The 17,853-nt window shown below is 51.9% G+C and carries 17 protein-coding genes and 1 tRNA gene; 2 read left to right on the top strand and 16 right to left on the bottom strand.

Features of this window, described 5'->3' with window-relative positions; translation table 11 throughout:
• Positions 1–189: 189 nt before the first annotated feature.
• From KTT_RS16135 to KTT_RS16070, 14 genes are all read right to left on the bottom strand, one after another.
• Positions 190–387, bottom strand: a complete 198-nt coding sequence (locus KTT_RS16135; RefSeq protein ID WP_126596967.1) for a hypothetical protein — start codon at positions 385–387, stop codon at positions 190–192.
• A 25-nt stretch (positions 388–412) separates the two neighbouring features.
• A complete protein-coding gene (locus KTT_RS16130; RefSeq protein ID WP_126596966.1) occupies positions 413–613 on the bottom strand; it encodes a hypothetical protein in 201 nt (66 codons plus the stop codon).
• A gap of 95 nt (positions 614–708) precedes the next feature.
• On the bottom strand, positions 709–903 hold the full coding sequence (locus KTT_RS16125) for a mersacidin/lichenicidin family type 2 lantibiotic (protein WP_160145910.1): 195 nt from the start codon (positions 901–903) through the stop codon (positions 709–711).
• 95 nt (positions 904–998) lie between these two features.
• Complete coding sequence (locus KTT_RS16120) at positions 999–1,199, bottom strand: mersacidin/lichenicidin family type 2 lantibiotic (protein ID WP_126596964.1); 201 nt, start codon at positions 1,197–1,199, stop codon at positions 999–1,001.
• A gap of 95 nt (positions 1,200–1,294) precedes the next feature.
• Positions 1,295–1,495 (bottom strand): mersacidin/lichenicidin family type 2 lantibiotic, encoded by a 201-nt coding sequence (locus tag KTT_RS16115; RefSeq protein WP_126596963.1) that lies wholly within the window; start codon positions 1,493–1,495, stop codon positions 1,295–1,297.
• A gap of 199 nt (positions 1,496–1,694) precedes the next feature.
• Positions 1,695–3,929 (bottom strand): peptidase domain-containing ABC transporter, encoded by a 2,235-nt coding sequence (locus tag KTT_RS16110; RefSeq protein WP_126596962.1) that lies wholly within the window; start codon positions 3,927–3,929, stop codon positions 1,695–1,697.
• A gap of 3 nt (positions 3,930–3,932) precedes the next feature.
• Positions 3,933–4,520, bottom strand: coding sequence for a hypothetical protein (locus KTT_RS16105; protein WP_126596961.1), 588 nt, complete (start codon positions 4,518–4,520; stop codon positions 3,933–3,935).
• Between the two features lie 445 nt (positions 4,521–4,965).
• Positions 4,966–6,069, bottom strand: a complete 1,104-nt coding sequence (locus KTT_RS16100; protein WP_160145909.1) for a glycoside hydrolase family 15 protein — start codon at positions 6,067–6,069, stop codon at positions 4,966–4,968.
• A gap of 18 nt (positions 6,070–6,087) precedes the next feature.
• The gene (locus KTT_RS16095) at positions 6,088–7,824 is read right to left on the bottom strand and encodes a glycoside hydrolase family 66 protein (RefSeq protein WP_126596959.1); all 1,737 of its coding nucleotides are present in this window, start codon (positions 7,822–7,824) and stop codon (positions 6,088–6,090) included.
• A 3-nt stretch (positions 7,825–7,827) separates the two neighbouring features.
• Positions 7,828–8,703 (bottom strand): carbohydrate ABC transporter permease, encoded by an 876-nt coding sequence (locus tag KTT_RS16090; RefSeq protein WP_126596958.1) that lies wholly within the window; start codon positions 8,701–8,703, stop codon positions 7,828–7,830.
• Between the two features lie 31 nt (positions 8,704–8,734).
• Positions 8,735–9,685: a carbohydrate ABC transporter permease gene (locus tag KTT_RS16085; protein WP_126596957.1), complete on the bottom strand. Its 951-nt coding sequence runs from the start codon at positions 9,683–9,685 to the stop codon at positions 8,735–8,737.
• A gap of 83 nt (positions 9,686–9,768) precedes the next feature.
• Positions 9,769–11,046 (bottom strand): extracellular solute-binding protein, encoded by a 1,278-nt coding sequence (locus KTT_RS16080; protein ID WP_126596956.1) that lies wholly within the window; start codon positions 11,044–11,046, stop codon positions 9,769–9,771.
• Positions 11,047–11,218: 172 nt separating this feature from the next.
• Positions 11,219–12,478, bottom strand: coding sequence for an ROK family protein (locus KTT_RS16075; RefSeq protein WP_126596955.1), 1,260 nt, complete (start codon positions 12,476–12,478; stop codon positions 11,219–11,221).
• A gap of 1,370 nt (positions 12,479–13,848) precedes the next feature.
• A tRNA-Asp gene (locus KTT_RS16070) sits at positions 13,849–13,922 on the bottom strand.
• A gap of 249 nt (positions 13,923–14,171) precedes the next feature.
• Between KTT_RS16070 and KTT_RS16065 the strand changes: the two genes are divergently transcribed.
• Together KTT_RS16065 and KTT_RS16060 are read left to right on the top strand one after the other, a co-directional pair.
• On the top strand, positions 14,172–15,101 hold the full coding sequence (locus tag KTT_RS16065) for a hypothetical protein (RefSeq protein ID WP_126596954.1): 930 nt from the start codon (positions 14,172–14,174) through the stop codon (positions 15,099–15,101).
• Between the two features lie 263 nt (positions 15,102–15,364).
• Positions 15,365–15,940, top strand: a complete 576-nt coding sequence (locus KTT_RS16060; protein ID WP_126596953.1) for an NYN domain-containing protein — start codon at positions 15,365–15,367, stop codon at positions 15,938–15,940.
• Positions 15,941–16,011: 71 nt separating this feature from the next.
• Here KTT_RS16060 and KTT_RS16055 read toward each other — a convergent pair whose 3' ends face one another.
• Positions 16,012–16,770, bottom strand: a complete 759-nt coding sequence (locus KTT_RS16055) for a polyprenol monophosphomannose synthase (RefSeq protein WP_126596952.1) — start codon at positions 16,768–16,770, stop codon at positions 16,012–16,014.
• Positions 16,771–16,814: 44 nt separating this feature from the next.
• Positions 16,815–17,840 carry a lysylphosphatidylglycerol synthase transmembrane domain-containing protein gene (locus tag KTT_RS16050; RefSeq protein WP_126596951.1) on the bottom strand — a complete coding sequence of 342 codons (1,026 nt, stop codon included), beginning with the start codon at positions 17,838–17,840 and terminating at the stop codon, positions 16,815–16,817.
• Between the last annotated feature and the right edge of the window lie 13 nt (positions 17,841–17,853).

Here is a 17,853-nt window from a genome sequence, read left to right as displayed (position 1 = left end):
GAGGCACGATACGGCACCTCCGCACGAAAGAACCTCGCACGCAAGTCCTCCTACGACTTCCAAAAGTTGCTGCTCGGAGAGCTCATTGCCGGCAGGATTGTCATAGGTCGTTATCGCTGCTGCATTCTCGTCAGCTTTCCAGGCCCTCACAACCTCTTCGATATTCATAGTCACGTCCTTGCTTGTTGACTAAAAGGTGCTGTAACTAACCATTTCGCAGGAGATCTGCAGATCACAAGTGCTGGGCTCGCAGGTTGTCTCCATGCGACCAGAAACATCCAGGAGTACGTCGTCGGTCAGTTCCTCGCCAACAGGGTTGGAGGGAATATTGCTGGCCAATGCACTTTCACTGGCCTTCCAGCTGTTAATAATCTCTTCGATACTCATAAGAAAGTCTTTCCTTGCTGGCTAATCAGGCTATAGTGTAGTCGTAGCTGCAGGTGGCCGTGGCAAAACAGGTATCACAGCTGCTTCCTCCGTCACAAGCCATGCCACCGGCAACGCCCAGAAGAGCCTCGTCAGACAGCTCCTCACCAATAGGATTGGCGGGAACGGTGCTAGCGGCCAGGCTGTCGTCAGCTTTCCAGGCCTTCACGATTTCTTCGATGCTCATGATAGTAACCCTCTCTTTTCTTCTTTGGCGTACTTAATAACCTGGCAGTGAGTTATACGCCGCTGGAGAACAACGGCGCATGGCATTTCCATTCTCTAGTAGGGGTAGGTGATCTCGACGTCACAGGTGTCCTGCCAATCACAGGACCACCCTATGCTGCAATATATGCCACCCGTGACGTCCTGCAAGTCTTCGTCGCTCAGCTCCTCGCCGATGGGGTTGGCGGGAAGCGCGCTATCCAATGCACTTTCGTCGGCTTTCCAGGCTTTCACGATCTCTTCGATGCTCATGGTGGTATCCCTCTCTTGTCTTCTTTGGCATACTTGATAGCTTGACAGTGAGCCATACGCCGCTGGAACGCAACGGCGCATGGCATTTCCTTTCTCTAGTAGGTGCCGATATCGGAGGTGTCCGCAAAATCACAGGTAACCTGAATATCACAGGACCACAATGTGCAATACATGCCGCCCGTGACTTCCTGCAAGGCCTCGTCGCTCAGCTCCTCGCCGATGGGATTGGCGGGAACGGTGTTATCCAATGCACTTTCCTCGGCCTTCCAGGCCTTCACGATCTCTTCAATACTCATGGTAATATCCTCTCTTTTCTTCTTTGGTATACTTAACAGTTTGACTGTGGTGTGGACCATACGCCGCTGGAGCGCAACGGCGCATGGCATTTCCGCTAGTAGGTGCCGATATCGGAGGTGTCCACAAAATCACAGGTGACCTGAATATCACAGGACCACAATGTGCAATACATGCCGCCCGTGACTTCCTGCAAGGCCTCGTCGCTCAGCTCCTCGCCGATGGGATTGGCGGGAACGGTGTTATCCAATGCACTTTCCTCAGCTTTCCAGGCCTTCACGATCTCTTCAATACTCATGGTAGTGTTCCTCCTTGTTGGTGTTCACATTTCCTCTGTGCCACCGCTATTTAATGGTTTTATCTATGGCTACGGGAGAGCGCGCATCGCGTATTTTCTCTTTTTGACCGTATAAGATACGCAAGCGCATTTTACGGTCTTTCCACTGCGAGAAATGTTTACGTATCACGCTCAAACCGGAACGCCCAATGTTATGTGTTCACTCGTTGAGCAATTCTCCATTTTCGAGCTGACTTTGGATCAGTCGCGCATAGTAACCGTTTCGCGCGACTAATTCCTCGTGTGAACCGCATTCGGTGATAATGCCTTGATCCAATACCAGGATCATGTGAGCGTTGCGAATGGTGCTCAAGCGATGAGCTATGATGATCTGGGTACAGGTCAGGCTGCGTAGATTCTGCTCGATGATCTGTTCAGTCATCACATCTAATGAGCTGGTTGCTTCATCGAGCAGCAGCAGAGATGGCGAGTGGACCAGAGCACGTGCCAGGGCCAGGCGTTGGCGTTGTCCTCCCGAGAGCGCATTGCCGCTTTCAGAGACGTACGTTTCGTACGCCATCGGCATCTGCATAATCTCATCGTGAATAGCGGCCATACGCGCGGCCTTGATAATAAGGTCCATCCCTATATCCGTTTGACCAAACGCTATGTTGTCGCGAATAGAACCACTGAAGATGCTCGCGTTCTGTATGACAACGCCGAATTGCGAGCGCACGGCTTCATAGTTGAGCGTGCGTAGAGGAAGATCGTCATAGAACACTTCACCTTCAGTAGGAGGATATAAACCCAGAAGCAGGCTGCCCAGGGTGCTTTTGCCTGAACCTGTACGGCCTACAATCGCTACCTTTTGTCCGGCATGGATACTCACGTTGATATCCCGCAAGACATCCTGAGCAGTGGGAGCATAGCGAAAACAGACATGCTCCAGGCGAATGTTTCCCGTTAATCTGGGTGGCAGTTGAACCGCGCTGCTCTCTTGCTCAGGCTCCGCATTCATCACATCGGCGATGCGCTCCAGGTGTGAATGGATCAATTGCAGGCTCTGGCCACTACCGATCAGCGTAGCAAGAGGTGTCAGAAACGCGGCGGCCAGAGCATTCAAGGCCAGCATCGTCCCTATCTGGAGCATGCCATTGGTGACTTCCCACGTCCCAAACCAGAGCAGGACCAGAGGTGCAAACGCCTGAAGCGTCGTCTGGATAGCATTCATCAATGTGGAAAGGTAATTCAGGCGCACCGAAATATTCATTTGCGCGCAAAGCAGGTTGGACCAGCGTTCAAGGGTGCGCTGTTCTGCACCCATCGCCTTCAACGTTGTCATGCCAACCAGCGCTTCTGCCATGTATCCCTGGGCTTTGCCCTGCGCATGTAATTGGCGGCAGGAAAGTTCATGCATGAGGCGCGTCGTGCCGATCAGGAGAGCGACCTGGAGGAGACCGATGAACAGAACCAGGAGGCCAAACATCCATGATAGGGACAGTAAGATGAAAAAGTAAACCAGGACGAAACTGCCATCCAACACGGTTGAGATGAGTTGATTGCTGATGGTATCACGAATGACCAGGTTGCTATTCATGCGAGCAAGGATATCGCCGCTTGAGCGCTGCTGGAAGAAACGCAACGGCAACAACAGTAGATGTTCAAAGAAGTTGAGCATCATGCGCATGTCAATGCGTGTCTGTAAGTAGAGGAGGACGGAGCCACGCAGCAGTGCCACGATGAATCGGGCAAGCAGCAATATCAGGATACCTACTCCCAGGATCATGAGCATATCATGTAATCCATAAGGGATAATTTGATCAACAACGATCTTCGTCCCGATGGGGACGGCAAGTCCAAAGCCCTGGAGCAGTAGCGAGGCGGCAATAATTTGCAGAAAAGCCATCGGCGCATGCTTCACATAGTTCGCTGCATACGAGCGCAGCGTTATATCGGTCCTGGCGTTGTGGCGTACAAAATTCGCTCCTGGCTCAAGCATAATGACGATACCAGTAAAGCTGTTGTAGAACTCCTCTGAGCGGATACGCATGCGACCGAAGCCTGGATCGACCACATGTATAAATCCTGGTGACCAGCGTTCAACAACCAGGAAGTGATTAAAGTTCCAATGGATAATGGCGGGTAACGCGACGAAACGAAAATCCTTCTCCTCCACCGACACTGCTCGCGCACGCAGGCCATAGGAACGCGCGACTGTCACAATCGCAAAGGCTGAAAGGCCATCGCGACCTGTGCCACAACGCTCGCGCACCTCAGAAATGCTGGTTTTATGTCCGTAGTATGAGAGAATCATGGCCAGGCAGGCGGCGCCACACTCAACCATGCTCATCTGATTGAGTAGCGGCACGCGTTTCGCGCGCCAGATCTTCAGAGATTTGCGCTGTGCAGGTGGTTTCGCTGCTAGTATTGCTGTGCCAGAATTGACCTTGTTCATGCGTTACTCTCCAATCGACGTTCCAGGCTCTGTCAGCAGCGAGAGCACAGACCTTGAGCCAATTTGAACCACTGCCTTGACATTACTCCCTCCGTAGATCTGGAAGGTGGAAGCCAGCTTGACCGAGATGGCGATAGAGGGCCCCGCTAGTCTGAGTGCGCCCCAATCCTCAAGCTTGTAGCGTTTACGTGCATCGCCCGGATTGAGCACGTTCGCATCTACTGTCTCAATGGTTGTCATTACGTACCGTGCTGGTGAACCAATTTCTATGCGCACTGGTGAGCCAATATGCACATGCAGGGGGTGAGAGGGATCAACAGGTAAGAATATGAGCGCGCCCGTCTCATGAAGCGGCTGCTGGTCATTCACGCCTGTAGGTTGAAGCACAATCCCCGTTCCTGTTATGTATACTGGTATCTGGTCGAACCAGGCAATAAGCGTAGAGATGCAACACAAACCAAGCAACATCCAGAGGAAAAGAAAGACCCGTGGTTTGACTATGCGTGGCAGGATGGTCTGCTCTTTGCTACGAATGTAGTGCTCCAGAGCCTGATTCCGGAAAATAGAGCGCCTGGCTTTTTGCATGGTCATATTTTTCCTTTCACGGCGTTGAGAAATGTTCTATTGAGAGTCTACACGCGCTAGCGCCGTAACACACCAGTAAAATTACGTGTGCTGATTACGGGTTTTGCGCGTGTTCACATTGGGAGAAGCCATACAGGTAACCCGGTAGAATTACCGGGTCAATAGAGTGTAAACGAAGAGGTTGGGTGGCGCGTAGATATTCCCACGCCACGCTATGTGCACCGTGCCGTTAACTGGTAGCGGGCGAAGATAAAAATGTGTACTTGTCCCGATTTGAATGACTCAATAAACTGAACGTGGAGAGCCGGAGAAGGGGTGAGGGAACCATGTGGCGTGTTTTTGAGTGTACAAAAAGAAGCCGGCAATAATAACATTGGATACCCATTATTATCATGAACATCCAACATTGTCCGACTTGCTATTCCCTTAATAACGTTAGTGCGCGTGGATGCTATAGCTCCAACGCACGCATTTGCGCGCTCAGGCTGAGGTAGGCAGCATGTGACCAGAGCAAGGGGCACGCTACAGGTCCCCATAAGGCGAGCCATTGTTCGACGTATTCGGGATGCAAAGGAGCACTGCTCACCTGCTCAGGCAACTGACTCTGTGCATTGGTCGCCGCTTCGGCAAAGATCAGACAGCGTTGTGCTCCGGCAAAATCGCCAACAGCAGCATAATATTCCCCAAGTAGCGCGGTTAGCAGGACCCATTCTCCACCACCATAAAAGGTGTCTTTAGCATAACGATGGACACCGCCATGTTTGCCAACCAGGTCATGCTCGATGCGCGCGACCGTTGCCTGCATCACCGGGTCAGAACACTGAAGGAGTCCATGTTCCTGAAATGGTACACACGCCCAGAGCAGGCTGGCGTCTACTACGTCATCACCATTAATCTGTTTGATGAGATGTCCATCACACACCCCCGATGTAAGCGCAAACGCCTTGATCTGTTGAGCGGTATCCAGCGCGAGAGTAGCATCGCGTCCATCGACCACAAAGGCCGTCGCGATTGCATGCAGACCCGCATAGAGCGCGGAAAGCGTAGAAACAGCGATCTGATCGGGAAACTCTTCCCAGCAATCATAATTAGGCCGCCGCCACAATGCGGCCAGGTAGCGCACCAGTAAATCCGCGGCCCTGGCCCACACCAACGGCATGGTTGACATAGCAGTCAACTGCATATGCCGCCGGAGCCCCCACAGCAACGTTCCAAAACCATCAAGCTGGAAGTTGGGCCAATCTTCGTTGCCTTGCTGACCATCCAGTGTGTAGCGCGTGTGCAGAAGATCAGCTGGATGCAGTTCACGTCCCTGCGCGACCTGCTCCATGCAGCGTTCAATAGCCTCGGCACGCGTGACGACCATGGATGTCGCCCAATCATAGAACCGCCGCGCGCTCTCATGCTCCTGCCAGCGATCCATGGCAACAGCAATAAAGGTTCCGTCACGAAACCAGCAGTAGTTATATGTCGCGTAAGCAGGGCAGGCGACGTACGCGCCATTTGCTCCTTGACCAGCTTTAATGATCGCAATACTCTGAGTAATGAGTGTCATAGACATGTGCTTCCCTTTTTAAGCAGGATCAGTCATTCCCGCGGTTTTGATCGTTAGCATGCTCCAATATTCCAGAACGGGCAGAGTGGTCTGGAGCCAGGTTTCACCATCCCGCTGTAATAAGCGATAGGAGAGAGAACAGGGTCGGCCCCCTTCGTATTCAGGGCTAGCCATGTAAACACCAGTGACCTCTTCGCTAACACGCACCTCGACTGGCAAAGCCCGCAGGGTTTCCGCAGCCGGCTTCGGTGCATTCCAATCTGCATCTAGCACGCCAGAGAGATTAATCAAACTGAGCGTCAAAAACCGCGGCATCCGACGCAGAATAGCCCAGACAGTGCCCGCTTCTCCGCTGGCGGACACCACCTGACCCTGAATTTGAATCCGCTCGAGCACTTCATCCGGTGCAATTGTCACCAGACGCAAGTCGCTGAGTGTATTTTCATAGCGCACCACAAAGTCATAAAGATCACGCATGATACTGGCAAACTCAGGCCGCAGTGAGGCATACAGAGGATAGTAGGGATCACAGAGAGCGCCATCCCGTTCACCCATAAGCAAATGGAAACCTCCGCTGGCCCAGATCGCGGCACTCGCCAGCCGTGTGGCAGCCTCAGCCGGTAACACATCAGCGCCTTGAGCATTTTTCAAAGGTGTGAGATATGCCGCCAGGATAACTTGTTTCTCTGGTGCCAGCCGTTGTGCATTCAGAATAAGTTGTTGCAAATCAACATAGCCTGTATAGGGAGGCCAGACCTCGATATAGGTAGCATCCTGGCTGGTCGGAGCAACCGTCTCAATGGGCCAGTTCTCAACCGCGTTAAAGATAACCCTGGCATCGGGTTGGGATGCTCGGATAGCGGTGCGCGCGGCATCAATAAAAACCGGAAAGTCTGCTGATAAATCATAGGCAACGCGCTCAGGCGCCGGACCAAAGATCCGTCCTTTGGGAAAACCATACTGGTCGAGGTGCAATCCATCAAATGGCACTTCGCGAACCGCTCGCGCCATCTCCGTCAGTATCAAAGATCGCCAGGGATTATCCGCATGAATGTTCATGATATAGAATAGCCCCGCCAGGTTATACGGCTTGCCCTCCGCATCATAGAGCATCTCAGCAGGATGCTCGAATGCATACTCGGGCTCGGCTCCATAGACGGCGGCATACCCCAGCGCGGCAATGCCTCGTGCCCAACAGGCGGCCACTTTTTCGCGCACCACGCGCAGAGAAACGCGCCGCTCAAGCGCATCGCGAAATTCCTCCTGTGGTGGCATCAAGATATAGTGCCGCCACATCCAATCATAAAACTGCGCCAGATTCACATGGTAGCGGGCCAGACTGGTGCAGGCCGCCTCTATATCTTGCGCTTCTGGTGCGAAATCGGAGAGAAAACCATAACGCGGAGCCTGGGTCCAGTTTTCCAGCACATCCAGGGCCGTACTCTTCCGCGCCAAAGGGGTAGAGTCCTCACTACACAGTATCACATCAATACCATAGCCACGAAAGCTCTCAGACGGTAACTCAAGCAGTAGGCTAACTTGCTGCTGACCCGATTGGATCTTCAACACCCGGTCATACACAGCTATCTCTTGATCAAGCCAGGAAAGCACGACATGCAGCCGAGTCGTGACTAGAGACGCCTCTTGACTATCCACCAGGAGGTGCAGCGTGGCTGCCTCACCGGGCCGATAAGTCGCTCGATCGACCCCTATATCCGCGAGGGCGATGGCCTGCTCACATAGATACTTGCTCATTAATTATCCTTTCATGCCCCCTGAACGCAGTCCGCTGACAAATTGACGCTGGAAGACTAAAAATACCAGTATCTCCGGCAATATTGCCAATACTGAAGCGGCAAAAATGATACCCCAGTTTGTACCGTGGGCGCTGTAATACTGCTGGATAGCCACGGGAAGGGTATAGAGTGAAGCATCATTCGTGGAGATGGTCGCCCAGGTGAACTCTTCCCAGTTGGCCGCAAAAGAGAAGATAGTCACCGCGGCCAGCGCTGGACGAGCCAGGGGAAGCGCGATAGACCAGAATGTACGCAAAATACCGCAGCCATCAATCGCCGCCGCATCAAAGAGTTCCTGGGGAATCTCCTCGAAGAAACCCTTCAACATATACACCCCAAACGCCATCCCCGCACCATAAACCACAATCAGCCCAAGCCGATTGTTGGTCAGGCCCAGTCGGCTGGCCAGCACAAATTGAGGAATAATCAATACAATGCCTGGCACGGTCATGGTTGCCAGCATACCATAAAATAATATATTTCTTCCTGGAAATTGATAACGAGCAAAGGCAAAGGACAGTGTGGCTGAAAGCAGTACAGAGAGAAGCGTCGCACTGGACGCCACTATCGCGCTATTGAAAAACGCCTGGCCAAAGTTGTTATCAGTCCATGCGCTCATATAGTTGCTCAATGTTGGGTGAGCTGGAATGATCTCGGCGGGTGATGGCAATATATATGCATTAGGGCTGAACGAAATCCCTACCATATACGCGAAAGGCAAGAGCATCACCAGCGCCCCGGCCAGCAATAGCAGATAAACCAAAACACGGCCGCCTGCTCGCCAAAGATCGACTTTGCCTCTCTTTGGAAGGTGAGGCACTTCTATTATGGTTGACATAAATCTTTTCCTCCTTTTCCAAACACCGCAGCTAATATTCAATTTTTCTCTGCAATAAACGGATCTGCATCAAGGCCAGTACAAAGACCACCATCGCAAAGATATAGGTAATGGCCGCAGCATATCCAAAATCAAAGGAACTGAATGCATTGGTAAAGGCATAGGTCAATAGCGTCTCGGTTGAATGGAGGGGGCCACCACTGGTCAACACATACATAGGAATAAAAGATCCAAAACCACCCATGGTGAGGATGACAACCATAAAAGTAATCGTCGGACGCAAAAGCGGCAACGTAATGACACGAAACAGGATCCAGCTATTCGCTCCATCCACGCGGGCGGCCTCATAAAGCTCGGTTGGAATACTCTGAAGGCCAGCCAGAAACATGACCATGTTCCAGCCAATGCCCTTCCAGATTCCCAGAATCATCAGGGTTGGCAGGGCTAGAGTAGTATTACCCAACCAGGACTGGTTATGCGGAATCAGGTGTAGCACATCACCCAGGAACCAATCTACCGGCCCATTATCGCTACTGAAGAGATACGCAAAGATCAAAGACACAACCACCCAGGACGTCACGACTGGCAAGTAATAGATAACGCGAAAGAGGCCACGCGCAACCAGTTTACGATTAAGGAGTAGGGCCACCGCCAGGCCTGATACAATCTGGCCAGCTACCGTCACGATAGTATAGGAAAGGACATTACGAAAAGCCTGCCAGAAGATCGGGTCGGTAAGTGCCTGCACGTAATTCTGTACGCCCCGAAAGGTGCTCGGCATATTAGGATTAGGAACCCAATTAAAGAAACTCATCACAAATGCATCGAGCAAGGGATAGAGCGTCCAGAACGTAAATAGAGCCATACCAGGCAAAATAAAGAGGTAGATTGGCAAGAGACGGCGGAATTCGCGTCCTCTTTGCCCACGTGGCCGCTTAACTCGTGCCGCAACGCGCGAGTCCTCCAGAAAAGATACCGCCATCGTCAGAGTTCCTTTCTCATCTCAAGGGAACATGCCAGGTCTTTAGCCAGAGCCTGGCATGCCTACGATCTCCAGTTACCTGTCTACGAGAGTAGAGGATCGATCTGTTGCGCTGCGCTATCCAGAGCTGCCTGAGCCGATGCCTGTCCACGGAATACGCGATTAAACGCATCGGTGAGAATGGTTTCGATTTTGGTATAATTAGGCGTCACTGGTCGTGGCTTCGCGGTTTGCAGCTGTTTCGCAAACATCGAAAAATAGGCAGGCATGCGCGAATCATCCGTGAGTTTCGTCAGCACTGGCATTTGTCCGACTTCGCCCATCAGCACCTGCGCATCTTCGGATGTCATGAACTGCATAAAGGTTTTAGCTGCATCAATGTTTTTACTCGAACTCATCACCGCGATATCCTCACCTCCAACAACTGAGGAGGAGCTGCCATCTGGTCCCGTGGGCATTGGGACCATGTCATATTGCAGACTGGCATAGGTCTGCTTCATTGTGGGAGGTACCCATGGTCCTTCCAGGATAAATCCAACGTGACCTTTGCCAAATTCATCATCCGGGCTATAGCTGCTGCCACCCAGCAAATTAGGCGCGAGCGTGTGGCTATTATAGAGTTTCACCAGATACTCCAGGGCCGCGACACTTTGTTGGCTGTTAATGTATCCACTGGCCTTCGTATAATCGTCATTTGTAACCGAGCCGCCAAAGCTCCAGATCCAGGGAAGGATATTCCAGGGATCCAGCCCGCCCTCAGCATAACCATAGAACGATTTGTTCAACGCAGTCACTTTTGCTGCCATCGTTTGAAATTCGGCGGTCGTAGTGGGGGCCTGATTGAAACCAGCCTGGGATAAGAGGGTTTTATTATAGAAAACAACCCTGGTATTGGTATCCAGCGGCAGACCATAATACTTGCCCTTATAAGCACAGGTAGCCAGTGGACCAGGATAGAAGTCGCTCTTACGTTGGGCAACAATATCATCCGTGGGAACCAGGGCGCCAATTTTTGCCAGTTGGGGCATCCAGATGATATCCGTACGCACCACATCCGGTCCGGCCCCACCCGAGGCTGTGGCGATCAACTTCTGCAAGAGAGAATTGTAGGGAATATTCTGACTTTTAATGGTGATATTGGGGTATTTCTTATGGAAGGCCGGAATGACCTTATTCAGCAGTGTTTGGTTCTCAGGGTCAGTGACATTATAGGCATTCCAGAAGGTGATAGTTGTATTGGTCGAACCACTTGCTGCCGTGCTACCACCACAAGCGGCAAGCAAACTACCAGCCGCACCTGCCGTCATGGCAAGCTGGGTACTGCGCTCCAAAAAACGTCGACGTGAAATGGGGCTCTGCATAATCGAACTCCTGTCTGATTCTCCACGAATCGGGGCAATGATTCAGATAAATGTTACAGCAACATAACTGCCCTGGCGGGCATAAAATAAGACAAACACATCGCGCGAGCCTGGTAACGCAGAAGCCAGGTCGCAACGGCCATGGGGTAGCCCTGGAACGCTAGATGGGTCCTCACTTTCTGCGACGCCGGTTGCCCGCATTCGCCTGTACCAATAGATCATCAATCACCAACGCTTCATTGCCTTCGTAGATCGGTGATCTGAAAACTTCGCGCAAGAGCAAACTGGCCGCGCCACGGGCCCAACTCGCGTCGTCTATAGTCTGAGGAACCAATTTGATGCTCTCATACACCGTACCAAAGCGATGGAGGGGCAGAGTAACACGCATTGGCTCCAAAATAAGCTCTCCCGCTCGCAAGCCTTCACCACCGATGAGCACAAGCTCAGGATCAAACAGATTGGTCAGATTGGCCAACGCGATCCCAAGGGCCTCACCTGCACGCGTAAAGATCGCTCGCATCCCTTCGTCACCTTGCTGTGCGCGTTCAATCAACGTGCCAATCGCATCCTCTACGTGGTGTCCTGGATCAGCTCCCGTGGCGGCTCTCAGGATACCATAGTCGGATGCAATCGCTTCCAAACAACCACGCTTGCCACAATTACAGAGCGGTGCATCCGTAGAACTGTCGATGGTCATATGGCCAAACTCTCCCGCGCCCCCATTAGAACCACAATAAATTTCCCCACCAATTACAACCCCCAATCCAATGCCGCGCCCTAATGTCAGCAACAGAAAATTGGCCGCATCGCGCCCCTCGCCAAAATAGCGTTCAGCCACAGCCAATGTATTGACATCATTATCAATACGCACCGGCAGGTGCAGCTTAAACTCCAGAGCGGCAGCCAGTTCGACATCCCGCCAGTTCAAAATAGCCGAGTAACGACAAATGCCCCGCGCCGAATCGATCAAGCCCGACAGACCGACGCCAATCCCGAGCACTTTGTCCATCGCAATATTAGCGACGCGAACACAGCGCTTCACAGCATCGGCCATAGCCTCCACTACGCGCTGCGGTACGGATTCTCCCGTGATTTGCTCATCCATGCTATAAATGATCGCACAGGTTAAATCGCAGATAGCAATAGTCATGCGATCTTCACGCAGTTTGATACCTACCACATATCCAGCGGCCGGGTTGATGCTCAGCAATACTGGTGGGCGCCCACCGCTCGACTCCTCGGCTAGCTTCTCTGAAATCAGGTTAGCCTCGAGAAACTCTCCAACAATGCGCGTAATGGTCGCGGCCGGAAGGCCGCTACGCTTTGACAGATCAGTACGCGAAATAGCCCCCTGCTCCATGAGCAAGTTAAACACAATACTCTGATTGAGATCGCGTAAAAGACGCTTATGACCTGTCCGAGTGCTTGCCATATACTCCTCACAAACCTTCTATACTTACTTATTTCTTTGAAATAAGTAAGTATAGAAATAATAATGAATTGATGAGCTCTTTGTCAAGGTTTTTTTGACCTCAATCTGAAGAGTTTTTATCTATATGTCTGAAGTGATGCACGCAATCGATATATTTCACTAACTGAAATAAGTATCTAACCGACAATCATTCTATATTGGAAAACAGCTACGAATGGAACCTGAGTTTTCAAGATATGCTCAAACCAACAGCGAGAGATGCGTATCAAGGATACATAGTACCTCATATGAAACGATCAGGCGTATTCTTCAGATGATGGACCGAGAAGAAAGAAGGTAAGCAAGCAATAGATGCTTTTGGACAATTCTATCTGTTTCAGGAAGACTCAACAAAAATCACTTTTTTTACTAGCGAAAACGAAACGAATCCCATTAAACTCAATACAGGAAGTAAGCGCTTTGGTGAGAGGTTGTTTACTGGAGACACCGTAACCGCAATGTTACACAATGAATTTTACGCAGAGTACGAGCCAGGAAGCGGCGATGGAACAGTAAAGTACAAAGATCAAAAGTTTCGTGGCCTTCACCGATCCGCATTTACATATGATGAGTGGCAAAAAATCAGGGCTATTACCAGGTCAATGAGCCGAGCCAGCACACGCACTGAACACGTGAAACGAGTCTATGAATTTGCAGGATACATTGCATGTATCAATTGCGGTTTACCTCTACGCTGTGAAACGAGTAGAGATACAAACTTTCGATATAACTATTATCGAGATGCAGCGAAAACAAGACGTATTCCTTGTCCTACAGGAGGAAATCTTATGGTACGGATTGATATAGTGCATATTCAATTTGGCGAATTACTGAAAAATCTATCCTTGCCAGAGAACTGGCGTGAGGTGATACGTCACAACATGCTGGCAAAGGCATTTGCTCATACGGCCACCCCTGAAACTGTCGAGCGTGAAAAAGAGCGATTGAGACTCAAAAAAATACGCACCTTGAAGCAGCACCGAGAAGGGTATATTGAAGATGAGGGGTTCGAAGGAGAAATGGCTGCCATTGCCCTGGCTCTCAAAAAACTCGATGTGCCAGAAGTAAACGGAGTAACATACGACGAGGTGATTGAGGCTGGCGAACATCTCCCTGGTATGGCGGCATTATGGGATGTTGCTACACCTGAAGAACGGCGCGAGATGGTCATGATTATCCTGGAACCCGGGGGACTTAGCTACGATGTGGAGCAACAGGAGATTGCGGCAATCACACCGCGACCGGCATTCTTACCAGTCTTGCGCATGCTTGAAGGGGTAATGGAATACAAAGAAGCCACCGGGACGCTTGTCACATCTCGGTGGCGACAGCGGAACCGACGGGATTCGAACCCGCGATCTTCTGCGTGACAGGCAGACATGTTAGGCCACTACACCACGGCTCCGGGTTTGCTTGTCGGTGCTCCTGGCACCGCCTCGCGTGAATAGATAATACCAGACTTGCCTGCCAATGTCAAATGTTTTTGCCCCGAATCTGGTAGCGATCTGCGTTTTTTCCAATTTTTAGCGTTGTATTGAAAAAGGGCTTACACGCCTGGTTGTTTACTTTCGCGCACAGGGATTGTTTGAAACAAGTTATAATAACAACAGAAGTTCATTCAGTCAGGGCGCTATATGCTATTTTGGAGGCTTTCGTGACACATGCACTGTCCAGGCCCGACCCCGAGGCGGCCGGCAAGCGACAGAAGGGAGGATTGCCGGTGACTATTTCGTGTCGTATCTGCCAGGCAATGTACGCTCCGTCGCAGGAACATCAGTATCTTTTGCAAGCTCCCCCGATGGCACTGGAGTCGGCCTTTATGAGTATGTGTCATTTTTGCTTTCGCTGCCGTCGACCAGCCTGTCCTCAGTGCTGGGATAATGTGCATGGGGTGTGTGGAGAGTGCTGCGTGGAGGCGGGGCTGCCCTTTCGGACCCAGACGGCTCCGCTGCGGGGTGTGCTCTTCGCCACAACACGACAGGCGCAGCTGCGCCGCAAGCACGCGACCCCGGTACGCCTGGTGTGTATCAAGCCGGGTCGCTTCCAGGCGATGACGTCGGTTGATACGGCTGAGACGCTGCCGATGCAGAGCGCGATCAGCGCTCAGCTCGTTCCGCCGCCAACCCATCACAGCACTGGTAGAGAGTCAATACGGGATGATGAGGCGGCATGGCGGATCGAGCGTCTGCCGACACGTCCTCCTGGCAGCTTTGCGGCGAGGACCGCGTCCCACCAGCAGGCGGTCCGCAGACAGCACGATGCGGCCGTGCGCGAGCATAGGAAGAACCTGACCATCGATGAGATCGCCACGCGTCCCCCACGTCCCCGAACGACCATCGCACTGGATAAACCAGAAAAGCCGGTGCCGCACAGATCCGGTGACGAGGTGGAGAGGAAAGCGGGCTTTTCGCTGGAGTCCCTGGTGACGATCGTCCTCCTGATCTTGCTGCTGGCCATTCTCGCTCTGGTCGTGACGTCCATCTTCTCCAGTACAGCCAATACCACCATCGAGCATTTTCTACATCTCAATATTCGGGCCGAACTGGCCTACCTCTGGCAATTGATCCGGCAACTTCATCCATGAGCGCGCACTTCGCGTAATCTAACTATGCAGCTGTGGTGACTGGATCACCCACCCCGGCGTCCCAGTGTTAGCCTGAATGGTTACGCGCTGCTGTCAATCAGCGCAAAGTAAGGTACAATAGATAGTATTACCAGATTTGCTGATGTTTCAGTTCAAAGGAGAAGAGGACTATGCTCATGAGCAACCAGACAGCGTATCATCATTTTATCCGTGTCTGGCGTGTGCTTGAATGGGCAGCGACCTGATATTGGAGTATATATGCTATGGGGTTTGATATCTTAGTCGATGGCTACAATGTCATCAAGAATAACGCGATGTTCAAGTATGTGGAGGGGAAGAGCCAGGCGGAGGCACGCAACCTGCTGATCAAGCAGTTGAAGAATCGCTATCGCAATACGACCGATCGTGTGGTGGTGGTCTTTGATGGCAAGGGGGGACGCGAACAGATGCAACATATCGATCATATCTGCGTCATCTATTCGAAATATGGGGAGACCGCCGATAGTGTCATCGCCCGGCTGGCGACGGAGGCTAATGATAAAGGGGTGGAGGTGATGATGTATAGCGACGATGGTGAGGTCAAGCGCAGCGTGATCGAGCAAGGTGGTCATGCCCTGACAACCCGTGGCCTGGTCTCCTCTCTCAATGCCGCTCCACAGGATGTGCTCCAGCGCTCCGAGTATCGCCAGGAGATGCGCCGCGTCTATGGTATCGATCCGACCTATAAATATCAGCAGGATAACGAAGAGTTTAACACCCCCTCCCCTCCCAGGAAGGGAAAGTCCTCGCGCCGCTACAAGTCCATGCGCGTAGATCGAAAGACGCTAAAACACAAATAGAACGACATAAAAAATAAGCGCTCACCACCTCAATGAGCAGCAAACGCTTATTCTTCTGCCGGAGATAGAGACTACTTCTGAGCCACCTCGACACGGCTGGTCTCTTTGCGCAGCGCGGGCGATGGCATCGGCACTCTGCCCAGACGTGCCCGAATAACGAAGGTAAAGGCCTCGATAACGATCTTGCGCGACATTTTGGACTTACCGACGCGGCGATCCATGAAGGTGATGGGAATTTCGGTGATGCGGAAGCGCTGCTTCATGACGCGGTACGCCAGTTCCACCTGGAAGGCATAGCCCTGAGACTGAATGGTATCGAGATCGATGCTCTCCAGCACTTCGCGACGATAACAGCGGAAGCCAGCGGTGCAATCATGGACAGGAATGCCCAGCATGAAGCGTGCGAAAATGTTTCCGCATCCGCTAATGCAGCGGCGCCCAAAGGACCAGTTGGGGGTGCTACCACCAGGAATGTAACGGGAACCAATCACCAGGTCCGCGTTTTCGATGGCCTTCAGGAAATCTGGCAGGTATTTGGGATCATGCGAGAAGTCGGCATCCATTTCGAAGGCGGCATCGTAGTTATGCTCGATCGAGTATTTGAAACCGGCCACATAAGCGGTACCCAGACCCAGCTTGCCCGCGCGATGCAGCACATGGACGCGTGGGTCTTCCGCCGCGAACTTATCGGCCAGCTGACCCGTACCATCGGGCGAGTTGTCGTCAACAATCAAAATATCTGACTGCGGTGCGTACGAGAAGATCGTCTCCAGGAGGGGAGGCAGGTTCTCGTACTCGTTATACGTCGGAATAATAATCAAGGTTTTCATACAAACATTTCTCCTGTGCTCGTGGATGCTGCCGTACCGCCAGGTCATCGTGTGTAGCTATGCGATTTGCCCTGCTGCTTCTGTTGTTCATCCCAGTCACTATCCCAGAGATCCAGTTTCTGGTGGCGTTGCGTCCAGCGAATGCGTACAAGGGCGATCATGCCGACCAGCAAGCCGAACCAGAGCGTACAGAGACGAATCAGCAGGGTTGCCGCACCGGCCAACGTGGCCGATGCTGTTACCAGCAGGCGGGTGAGACCCAGCATACTACCGTCAGCAGTACCCAGACCGCCCGGTAAGCCAGACGCTGATCCGATCAGCGTGGAAACCGCTAAAATGAACATAGATTTAACAAAGAGCTCGGGACCTGCGGCAATACTCAGTCCACTATAGACAAAATATAACGCGACGCATTCCCCTGACCAGGAAATGAGACCAATGCCGATGGCCAGCAGTAATGGCCGCCATTGAAGCAGCGTGTATGTGCTCTCGTAAAATGCACGTACCAAAGGGATAAATCTGGACATGAGAGGGAGGCGCTCACTCTTTTGAAGTAAGGTCAGGACCAATGAACGATTCTGGATCAGGATAATCCCCACTACGCCCAGAATTAGCAATAGAAGCAGAATTTCCCAACCGATACCATACAGAAAGAGGCCCGCCGCCGCCAGTCCTAACATCGCGATGCCGTCACTCAGTCGCTCCGCTACAATAATAGGAGAGGTCCGACTGATAGGCGCCCCCGTCGAGCGCTTAAGAAGATAGGACTTCAAGAGCTCGCCTACTTTTCCAGGGGTGATTGCCATCGACAGACCCGCCAGAAAAATCCATAAGCTTTCCTTTGTGGAGATCTCTATCCGCAAACGCTTCAGATAATACTGCCACTTGATGAAACGCCCGGCGTAATTCACCAGGGTACATCCTAAAATGAGCGGAATATAAACCCAGCGAAAATGGGTAAGCGCCTCCACCATGTGCGGCAGATCCGCATATAGCGAGATCGCGACGATCACTATAAAGGCCAGTACAAGTGAACATATAATACCGATACGTATCTTACGAGTAAACAAACAGATGCTCCAT

Source organism: Dictyobacter aurantiacus, from assembly GCF_003967515.1.
Taxonomy (GTDB): Bacteria; Chloroflexota; Ktedonobacteria; order Ktedonobacterales; family Ktedonobacteraceae; genus Dictyobacter; species Dictyobacter aurantiacus.
This window is presented reverse-complemented; position numbering and strand designations above follow the sequence as displayed.

What these genes read in the sequence shown, in the direction of transcription:
- KTT_RS16115 (WP_126596963.1), bottom strand. Translation starts at nt 1,495, where the DNA reads ATGAGTATTGAAGAGATCGTGAAGGCCTGGAAAGCTGAGGAAAGTGCA.
- KTT_RS16080 (WP_126596956.1), bottom strand. Translation starts at nt 11,046, where the DNA reads ATGCAGAGCCCCATTTCACGTCGACGTTTTTTGGAGCGCAGTACCCAG.
- KTT_RS16105 (WP_126596961.1), bottom strand. Translation starts at nt 4,520, where the DNA reads ATGACCATGCAAAAAGCCAGGCGCTCTATTTTCCGGAATCAGGCTCTG.
- KTT_RS16130 (WP_126596966.1), bottom strand. Translation starts at nt 613, where the DNA reads ATGAGCATCGAAGAAATCGTGAAGGCCTGGAAAGCTGACGACAGCCTG.
- KTT_RS16125 (WP_160145910.1), bottom strand. Translation starts at nt 903, where the DNA reads ATGAGCATCGAAGAGATCGTGAAAGCCTGGAAAGCCGACGAAAGTGCA.
- KTT_RS16110 (WP_126596962.1), bottom strand. Translation starts at nt 3,929, where the DNA reads ATGAACAAGGTCAATTCTGGCACAGCAATACTAGCAGCGAAACCACCT.
- KTT_RS16095 (WP_126596959.1), bottom strand. Translation starts at nt 7,824, where the DNA reads ATGAGCAAGTATCTATGTGAGCAGGCCATCGCCCTCGCGGATATAGGG.
- KTT_RS16135 (WP_126596967.1), bottom strand. Translation starts at nt 387, where the DNA reads ATGAGTATCGAAGAGATTATTAACAGCTGGAAGGCCAGTGAAAGTGCA.
- KTT_RS16120 (WP_126596964.1), bottom strand. Translation starts at nt 1,199, where the DNA reads ATGAGTATTGAAGAGATCGTGAAGGCCTGGAAGGCCGAGGAAAGTGCA.
- KTT_RS16100 (WP_160145909.1), bottom strand. Translation starts at nt 6,069, where the DNA reads ATGACACTCATTACTCAGAGTATTGCGATCATTAAAGCTGGTCAAGGA.
- KTT_RS16060 (WP_126596953.1), top strand. Translation starts at nt 15,365, where the DNA reads ATGGGGTTTGATATCTTAGTCGATGGCTACAATGTCATCAAGAATAAC.
- KTT_RS16090 (WP_126596958.1), bottom strand. Translation starts at nt 8,703, where the DNA reads ATGTCAACCATAATAGAAGTGCCTCACCTTCCAAAGAGAGGCAAAGTC.
- KTT_RS16075 (WP_126596955.1), bottom strand. Translation starts at nt 12,478, where the DNA reads ATGGCAAGCACTCGGACAGGTCATAAGCGTCTTTTACGCGATCTCAAT.
- KTT_RS16085 (WP_126596957.1), bottom strand. Translation starts at nt 9,685, where the DNA reads ATGGCGGTATCTTTTCTGGAGGACTCGCGCGTTGCGGCACGAGTTAAG.
- KTT_RS16055 (WP_126596952.1), bottom strand. Translation starts at nt 16,770, where the DNA reads ATGAAAACCTTGATTATTATTCCGACGTATAACGAGTACGAGAACCTG.